At 68.1% G+C, this 4,990-nt stretch carries 5 protein-coding genes and 1 pseudogene; all 6 read left to right on the top strand.

Translation table 11 applies throughout. The annotated features are described in order from the left end of the window. Positions 1–256 (top strand): annotated as a pseudogene (locus VMJ11_RS01815) (hopanoid biosynthesis associated radical SAM protein HpnJ); the annotation flags it as partial. Then, entirely contained in the window at positions 253–1,200 is a 948-nt protein-coding gene (gene hpnK, locus VMJ11_RS01810) for a hopanoid biosynthesis-associated protein HpnK (protein WP_325616332.1), read from the top strand. The pseudogene VMJ11_RS01815 and the gene hpnK, both read left to right, overlap by 4 nt. Continuing rightward, the gene (locus VMJ11_RS01805) at positions 1,197–2,225 is read left to right on the top strand and encodes a lysylphosphatidylglycerol synthase domain-containing protein (RefSeq protein ID WP_325616330.1); all 1,029 of its coding nucleotides are present in this window, start codon (positions 1,197–1,199) and stop codon (positions 2,223–2,225) included. Before hpnK ends, VMJ11_RS01805 begins: the two co-directional genes overlap by 4 nt. 82 nt (positions 2,226–2,307) lie before the next feature. Beyond that, positions 2,308–2,904: a hypothetical protein gene (locus VMJ11_RS01800; RefSeq protein WP_325616328.1), complete on the top strand. Its 597-nt coding sequence runs from the start codon at positions 2,308–2,310 to the stop codon at positions 2,902–2,904. A 25-nt stretch (positions 2,905–2,929) separates the two neighbouring features. Further along, positions 2,930–3,967 carry a patatin-like phospholipase family protein gene (locus tag VMJ11_RS01795; RefSeq protein ID WP_325616326.1) on the top strand — a complete coding sequence of 346 codons (1,038 nt, stop codon included), beginning with the start codon at positions 2,930–2,932 and terminating at the stop codon, positions 3,965–3,967. Positions 3,968–4,324: 357 nt separating this feature from the next. Next, the coding region (locus VMJ11_RS01790; protein WP_325616323.1) for a histidine ABC transporter permease HisQ at positions 4,325–4,990 on the top strand (666 nt) is incomplete at its 3' end.

The following is a 4,990-nucleotide window of genomic DNA, read 5'->3' as shown; positions in this document are numbered from 1 at the left end:
GAACGGCTGGATGGAGGAGAACAAGACGATCAACCTCGTGAGCAAGGAAGGCGTGCAGCTGGCGGCGATCGGCTATGCGCACCTGTCGCGCGAGGAGATCTATCACCACCTCGAGCAGTTCTATCGCGCGTTCTACTTCCGCCCCTCGAAGATCTGGGAGATCTTGCGCGAGATGCTCACGAGCTGGGACATGATGAAGCGGCGTCTGCGCGAAGGCGTGGAGTTCTTCCGCTTCCTGCGCGCGCACGAGGCATGATGGACCGGCAGTCCCGTCGCGGTGGGCAGGATCGGCGCGCGCTGATCTTCACCGCCGACGACTTTGGCCTGCACGAAAGGGTCAACGCCGCGGTGGAGCGCGCGCATTGCGAGGGCGTGCTCGATTGCGCGAGCCTGATGGTGGCCGCACCCGCCGTGGCGGATGCCGTGGCGCGCGCGCGGCGCACGCCCGGCTTGCGCGTGGGGCTGCATCTGGTGCTCGCGGACGGCGCGGCGATGCTGCCGCGCGCCGAGATTCCCGCGCTCGTGGACGAGCAGGGACGCTTCGGCGACAACATGGTCCGCGACGGCGTGCGCTTCTTCTTCCTGCCGCATGTGCGCCGGCAGCTCGCGAAGGAGATACGCGCGCAGTTCGAAGCGTTCGCGGCGACCGGGCTCGCGCTCGATCACGTGAACACGCACAAGCATTTTCATCTGCATCCCACAGTGCTCGCGCTGATTCTCGAGATCGGCCGCGACTTTGGCCTGCGCGCGATGCGTCTGCCGCTCGAGGCTGGTGCGCCGCTCGCCCTCAGGCCGTGGCTCGCGCTCGTGCGCGCACGGCTTGCGCGCGCGGGTGTGGCGCACAACGACTACGTGGTCGGTATCGCCAGGACTGGTGCGATGGACGAGGCCGCCGTGCTCGAGGCGCTCGCGCATCTGCCCGCGCACGGCGTGGGCGAGATCTACTGCCACCCGGCGCTTGCCGCGCAGGCGCACGAGGGGCCCATCACGCCGTCGATGCAGACTTATCGACATGCCGACGAGTTCGGCGCGCTGATCTCGCCGCGTGTTGCGGCGGCGCTCGCACAGGCGGGCGTGCGGCGCGGCGGCTTCAGCGATGTGTTCTTCGCGGGGCAAGAGGTGCAAGAGGTGCACGAGGCACAAGAGGCACGTGGGGCGGGCGGTGCGAATACGCGCACGCGGGAGGCGCGGGCCTCATGAAGTGGCTCCAGTGGCTCGGCCTGCCCGTCGGCATCGGCATCCTGATTGCGCTCGTCGTGCACGAGGGCGCGCACGACGTGATGGGCGTGATCGGCAGCGCGGGTCCCATGCTGCTCTGGCTCGTGCCGTTTCACGCGCTGCCGCTGCTGCTCGACGCGCACGCGTGGCGGTTGCTGCTCGACAAGCGCGCCTCGCTGCGCTTTCTCTGGTGGATCGCCACGGTGCGCGAGGCCGTGAACCGCTTGCTGCCGTCTGTTGGCGTGGGTGGCGAGATCGTCGGCATCCGGCTCGCACGCTGGAAGATGCGCGATGCGAGCGCGGTCACCGCTTCGGTGATCGTCGAGGTGCTCGTCACCATCGCCGTGCAGTATGCGTTTTCGGCGCTCGGCCTCGTGCTGATCGTCGCGGGCACGGGCGATGGCTCGTCGTGGCGCACCATCGGCTCGATTGCCTTGGCGCTCGTGCTTTCGCTGCCGCTGCCCGTCATCGCTGTCTTGCTGCTTCGGCGCGGCGGCGTGTTCCACGCCATCGAGCGCTGGGCGAGCCGCATGTTCGGCGCGGCGCATCCGATCATGCTCGGCATTGACGGACAGCGGCTCGACGCCGACCTCGATCGCCTCATGTCGCGCACCGGCCTCATGTTCCGCACCTTTGCGTGGCAGCTCGCGGGCTACATGGTGGGTGCCTTCGAGACCTGGTGGGCGCTCGCACTGCTCGGCCATCCGGTATCGATCGGCGACGCGCTCGCCATCGAAGCCATCACCCAGGCCGTGCGCCATGCCGCCTTCATGGTGCCCGCGGGGCTCGGCGTCCAGGAGGCGGCTGTGGTGCTGCTCGCGCAACTCTTCGGCGTCGGGCACGAGGTGGCACTCTCGCTCGCGCTCGTCAAACGCATGCGCGAGGTCGTGTTCGGCGTGCTCGCGCTGCTCTCGTGGCAGGCCGCCGAGCTCGTGCGCACGCGCCGTGCGGTGCGTCGCGCCGCGAACACGGCCACGGCTGCCGAACCCCACGAACAGGTCCATTGACGGTACATTGTGGGGACGTAGCGCGTGTGGACCCGAGGTTCGCACGCGCGTCACTTTCCCATGCTGATGCGGTTGCAGGCCCATGAAACCCTGGTTCAAAGGCAGGCGGTGCGTCGCGAATGTGGCGCTCACGCTTGCGCTCGTTTCGCTCTCCGGTTGCGATGGCCGCTCGTTCGACACGCGCTCGTTGCGCGCCGCGGTGAACACCATGTGGCAGTCACTCAAGGAATTCTTCAATTCGGTGAAGCCCGACGCGCTTTTGCTCAAGGGCCTCACGCCCGGCGTTTCCACGCTCGCGCAGGTACGCGAGCAGATGGGCAACCCCGAGACCGAGCGCGTGTTCGACGACGGCTCGCGCCGCCTCGAATATCCGCGCGGCCCACAGGGGCTCAAGACCTGGATGATCGACATCGGCCCGAACGGCCGGCTCGTGGCGATCACCCAGGCACTCACGGCGGAAAACTTCGCGAAGATCCGCATCGGCATGAGCGAGGATGAGGTGCGCCGGCTGCTGGGCAAGCCCGGGCAGGTGGCCGGCTACCGCCTGAAGAAGGAGACGGTGTGGAGCTGGAAGTGGCTGGAAGGGGGCGTGACGCTCGAGGGGTATTTCAACGTGCATTTCGGACCGGACGGACGGGTGACGACGACCTCGCGCTCGGACGTGATCCGCGGACACTGACCGGCAACCCGGCAAGGAGGCGCGCATGATGCATCGGCGACGTGTGCAGCGTGTGGGGCTCGTGCTCGGGGGCGGCGCGGCGCGCGGCTGGGCGCATATCGGCGCGATCCGTGCGCTCGAGGAAGCAGGCATCAAGCCCGACGTGGTGTGCGGTACGTCGATCGGCGCGCTGGTTGGCGCCGTGTACGCGAACGGCGACCTCGACTGGCTGGAGGACTGGGTCGGCAAGCTCACGTGGCAGACCGTGGTGCGACTGCTCGACCTGCGTTTTTCGGGCGGGCTGCTTGGCGGGCGCAAGTTGATCGACCTCTTCGCGCACCAGTTCAACGGCCGCGCGATCGACGACCTGAGGCTGCCGTTCACGGCAGTCGCGACCGAACTCGACACGGGGCGCGAAGTCTGGCTGCGCGAGGGCGGCGTGGTGGACGCGGTGCGCGCCTCGATTGCGATTCCCGGCATCTTCACGCCGATCTGGCATGACGGCGTGTGGCTGGTGGACGGCGGGCTCAGCAACCCGGTGCCGGTGTCCGCCGCGCGCGCGATGCGCGCCGACACGGTCATCGCCATCGACCTCAATCACGACATTCTGAACGGGCGCGACCTGGGCGGTGCGATCGACACCGTGCCGCGCGAACTGCCTGTCGAGGCCGGCGACGCGCCCGGCGCCGGTTCGCCCGCCGATCCGCCGGCTGACCAGGCTCCGGGCGCAACCGGTCATGCTGCGCCCCGGGAGCCGCTTCTGCGCCGCAACGGCAAGCGTTTCCCGCGCTGGCTCCAGCCGTCGGGGCCGGGCACGGCGGGCGGACCCGACGTGCGCGTGGCGCCGCCGCCGAGCACGCGCGTGCCTTCGATGCTGAGCTCGATTGCGCAGAGCATCGACATCATGCAGGTGCGCATCACGCGCAGCCGCCTCGCAGGCGAGCCTGCCGACGTGCTGATCCAGCCTCGCCTGGGCGGCATGGGGATCTTCGACTTTCATCGCGCCGGGCCCGCCATCGAGGAAGGGCGCGCGGCCGTGCAGTACATGCTGCCGGCAATCAAGGCGCAGTTGGGGTTGGAGTAGGGGGCGCAGCCGCGCGGCGGTGTCTGCGCGCTCGAACTCGCGCTGCCCGACCCACCCGGGCGGGCCCGCATCGATTTCCTTATATCGAAAAAGCGACCCGAAACTTGCGAAAACGCCCCGCATGACGCCCCGCTCGCCGGGGCGTTTTTTAGCCTTTCAAATTCATCGCGCCTGCCGCCATGCGCGCAGGAACCTCGAGCGACCCCATCTTGCTTGTGTATGCTGCACTGCAATATTTTCGCTCGGCCGGTTTGAGCAATCCTTTTTGCACTGAGACGATCCGCGCCAACTCACACGGCTCCGGCGGGCGCAGCAGCCCACGCGAGCCGCCGACAACGATTTGACCCGGAGACGCGCATGTTCCTTTACGGCTTTGGCCCGGTGCTCCTCGCCGGCACGATCCAGACCATCGAGCTTTCGCTCCTTTCGCTCGGCGTGGCCGTCCTGCTCGGGCTCGCGGGCGCGGCGGCGAAGCTCTCGTTCAACCGGCCGCTCGCGGCCGTGGCGACGGCCTACACGACGCTGATCCGCTCGGTGCCCGATCTCGTGCTGATGCTGCTGCTGTTCTACAGCATCCAGATCGGCGTGAACGAGGCCACCGACGCGCTCGGCATGGCGCAGATCGACATCGATCCGTTCGTGGCCGGCGTCATCACGCTCGGCTTCATTTACGGCGCGTACTTCACCGAAACCTTTCGCGGCGCGTTTCTCGCCGTGCCGCGCGGCCAGCTCGAAGCGGGCCACGCCTACGGCATGAGCGGCGCGCGCGTGTTCGCCCGCATTCTCTTTCCGCAGATGATGCGCTTCGCGCTGCCCGGCATCGGCAACAACTGGCAGGTGCTCGTGAAGGCGACGGCGCTCGTCTCGATCATCGGCCTCGCTGACGTCGTGAAGGCCGCCCAGGACGCGGGCCGCAGCACCTTCAACCTGTTCTTCTTCCTGACGATCGCAGCGCTCATCTATCTCGCGATCACCACCATTTCGAACTTCGCGCTCGTCTGGCTCGAACGCCGCTATTCGGTG

It is taken from the genome of Paraburkholderia sp. (genome assembly GCF_035501035.1).
GTDB lineage: Bacteria > Pseudomonadota > Gammaproteobacteria > Burkholderiales > Burkholderiaceae > Paraburkholderia.
This window is presented reverse-complemented; position numbering and strand designations above follow the sequence as displayed.

Coding starts and splice junctions, on each gene's coding strand:
- VMJ11_RS01795 (WP_325616326.1), top strand. CDS start 2,930: ATGATGCATCGGCGACGTGTGCAGCGTGTGGGGCTCGTGCTCGGGGGC.
- VMJ11_RS01805 (WP_325616330.1), top strand. CDS start 1,197: ATGAAGTGGCTCCAGTGGCTCGGCCTGCCCGTCGGCATCGGCATCCTG.
- hpnK (WP_325616332.1), top strand. CDS start 253: ATGATGGACCGGCAGTCCCGTCGCGGTGGGCAGGATCGGCGCGCGCTG.
- VMJ11_RS01800 (WP_325616328.1), top strand. CDS start 2,308: ATGAAACCCTGGTTCAAAGGCAGGCGGTGCGTCGCGAATGTGGCGCTC.